Source organism: Flavobacterium sp., from assembly GCF_039930565.1.
In the GTDB taxonomy this organism is placed as follows: Bacteria; Bacteroidota; Bacteroidia; order Flavobacteriales; family Flavobacteriaceae; genus Flavobacterium.
Window position 1 is genome coordinate 1 of record NZ_JBDTTP010000144.1, and the last position, 3,476, is coordinate 3,476.

Below are 3,476 nucleotides of genomic sequence, written 5' to 3' on the forward strand. Positions count from 1 at the left end.
TTATCAGGTTTAATTAATGAATTAATGCTTAATACTAAGAAAAATGACAATTAAGACTCCGCTTCTAAGCAGTATTAGCCTATGGGCAAATAAAAACAATACAAGCATTTCAGAAGAAAAAGAAGACACCAAGATTCCTGAAATTTTATTTATTACCTCATATCCTTCCAGGGAATGTGGTATTGCAACCTATTCTGAGGACTTAATTGCTGCTTTAAACAATAAGTTTGACCGTTCTTTTACCATAAAGGTCGCTGCCTTGGAATCAATTAACGACAACTATACTTATGGTACTGCTGTAAATCAAATTCTTAAAACGGATTCGGCTGATTCCTACCTGAAGCTTTCTGAGTACTGCAATGGCGACAAAGCAGTCAAATTACTTTTAATACAACATGAATTCGGGCTCTTTAAAAATAATGAGACTGATTTGATTAAATTCTTAAGTGCTTCCAAAAAACCTGTTTTAATTGTCCTTCATACTGTTTTACCCAACCCAAATCAGGAGATGAAACGAAACGTTATCGAAATGGACACCCTTATCGACGGATTTATTGTCATGACGCAAAGATCGGCGGCATTACTGGAGAGCGTTTATGGTATTGATAAGAGAAAAGTTACTGTTATTGCACATGGAACACATTTGGTAAAACATGGTGATAAGGAAATATTAAAAGGAAAATACGGCCTTTCAGGTAAAAAAATAATCTCTACTTTCGGGCTTTTAAGTTCCGGTAAATCGATTGAAACCACTTTAGATGCATTACCGGTTATTGCGAGCCAGAATCCTGATATTTTATTTCTGATTATTGGCAAAACACACCCGTCAGTGGTTAGAGAGGAAGGAGAAAAATACCGTGATTTTCTAAAAAAAAGAGTCGAAATCTTAGGATTGCAGGCACACGTAAAATTCATTAATACGTATCTGCCTTTAGAGGAATTACTCGAATATTTGCAGCTTACAGATATTTATCTTTTTACTTCCAATGATCCGTATCAGGCTGTAAGCGGTACTTTTTCCTATGCTATAAGCTGTGGCTGTCCTATTATATCTACCCCTATTCCACATGCACTTGAAGTGCTTCAGGATGGAACCGGAGTTATTATTGAATTTGGAAATACGATACAACTGGCCGAAGAAGTTATAAGGCTTTTAAAAAATTCACAATTACGTAAAAATATTTCTGCCAACGGTATACATAAAATGGCACCAACGGCATGGGAGAATTCGGCAATTGAACATGCATGGCTATTTAAAAAAACTGTAGGAGATAGAATATTGCTGCATTATAAAATTCCTGAAATAAATTTGAGTCATTTCAAAAATTTGACCACTTCATTTGCCATGATACAATTTTCAGTAATCAACCATCCTGATATCAATACGGGTTATACTTTAGATGACAATGCACGGGCATTAGTCGCTATTTGCCAGCATTATGAATTAAAAAGAGCCCCAGATGATTTAGTACTCATTAAAAAATATTACAGCTTTATCAAATTTTGTCTGCAGCAAAATGGAAGTTTTTTGAACTATGTCAGCAAAGATGAAGAATTTACAGAACAAAATAGTGAAAATCTGGAGGATTCCAACGGAAGAGCAATCTGGTCTCTGGGTTACATGCTGTCTCTTTCAAGTATTTTCCCTATTGGATTTACATCAGATGCCGAAAAGACCATGAATATAGCCTTAACAAAAGTAAATACAATTTATTCAACAAGGGCAATGGCATTTGTAATTAAAGGAATTTATTATCGCAACAAAAATGCTGTAGATTTTGAAAATATTTCATTAATAAAACTGCTTTCGAATCGATTACTAAAAATGTACCGACACGAATGTAAATCTAACTGGAAATGGTTCGAAAGTTATCTCACGTATGGCAACAGTATACTTCCCGAAGCTCTACTTTGCGCCTACTTAGCCACGGGCGAATATCAGTATAAGGAAGTTGCTAAAGAATCCTTTGATTTCCTTTTATCTCATATTTTTACAGACAATAAGATCAAAGTAATATCCAACAAGGGATGGCTTGACTCGAGCAGGCAAAAAAAAGAAACCGTCGGTGGAGAGCAGCCCATTGATGTTGCCTATACGATTCTTGCTCTTGAGAGATTCCATGCTGTTTTCAAAAATTCATCTTATCAGAGAAAAATGGAAACGGCCTTTAGCTGGTTCTTAGGGAACAATCATTTGCACAAGATAATCTATAATCCATGCACTGGCGGCTGTTATGATGGTTTAGAAGAAAGTTATATTAATCTGAATCAGGGTGCAGAATCCACAGTGAGCTATTTAATGGCCCGTTTAACCATGGAAAAATATACTGCTGAAAAAGAGCAGCTTTTTAAAAACATAAGCAAAATTAATCTTTCAGAGCCTATTATTGTATAAAACATATAAATCAATATCCAAAATATTGGTAAGAAAATAAATTTTATCATTTCGATGATTTAAAGATACTTCACCTCTGAGAGCTTTAGTTTTATATTAAAATCATATAGTCGGGGCCACCCTGTGGGGATATTTACCTTGACAATGTCAAGCGGATTGATGTTTTCAAGGTACATCATCAGGGATCTTAAACTGTTGCCATGGGCTACCAGTAACACATTCTTTCCCATTTTTAATTTCGGTTCTATTTCTGTTTTATAATAAGGAATTACGCGGTTGTAGGTATCAAGCAGGCTTTCTCCTCCGGGAGGGCATATATCATAGCTTCTTCTCCAGATATCTACTTGGGCCAAACCATACTTTTTCGCTGTTTCATCTTTGTTCAGACCTTGTAAAGTGCCTTACATGCGCTCATTAAAAGCTTTATTCTTAACAATAGGAATCGTTGCCTTCATTTCACTCAGGATAATCTGCAGGCTTTCCTGTGCCCTTATAAGCATGGAAGTATATGCGATATCAAAAACATAACCGATCAGTTTTTGCCCTACCAGTTTTGCCTGTTCTCTTCCAAGGTCAGTGAGTGGAATATCCAGGATTCCTGTAAAACGATTCTCTAAATTATAAAATGATTGTCCATGTCTGACAAAGATTAATAGTGCCATTTTCTTTTTTTTAATCAGTATCAAAGCTAACCTAAAAACAGCCTGAAAATGTGTTCCAGATCACTTATTGCAATGTTGACAATCATTTCTCTACTGGCTGTTTTAGGTCAAATTTGCTGTATAGATTTAAAAACTAAATCATCAAAAATCAATCTTTCTATAAAATTATAATTATGAAAACATTATTCGCTCTTATAGCGCTGGCAGCTTTAACAGCCACTATTCTTATGGATACTGTAGGCAGAAGAATCAAACCAACTAAAACAAAGTCATAACCCTAACCTATTTCTTTATGTGTTTTTCTGCTACAGCAAGTTTCAGTGCCGGGATCGTTCTTACAGTTATTGGGGTTGCCTCCATAAAAAAAATACAGCATCGTTCACAAAGTATGTTTGCTTTAATCCCTTTTATATTTGCCA

At 35.3% G+C, this 3,476-nt stretch carries 1 protein-coding gene and 1 pseudogene; one reads left to right on the forward strand and one right to left on the reverse strand.

Going from position 1 to position 3,476, the window contains the following annotated elements; translation table 11 throughout:
• Positions 1 to 43 precede the first annotated feature (43 nt).
• Positions 44 to 2,395 (forward strand): glycosyltransferase, encoded by a 2,352-nt coding sequence (locus ABI657_RS19055; RefSeq protein WP_348098854.1) that lies wholly within the window; start codon positions 44 to 46, stop codon positions 2,393 to 2,395.
• 59 nt (positions 2,396 to 2,454) lie between these two features.
• Here ABI657_RS19055 and ABI657_RS19060 read toward each other — a convergent pair.
• Positions 2,455 to 3,057 (reverse strand): annotated as a pseudogene (locus ABI657_RS19060) (2,3-diphosphoglycerate-dependent phosphoglycerate mutase).
• Positions 3,058 to 3,476: the final 419 nt, after the last annotated feature.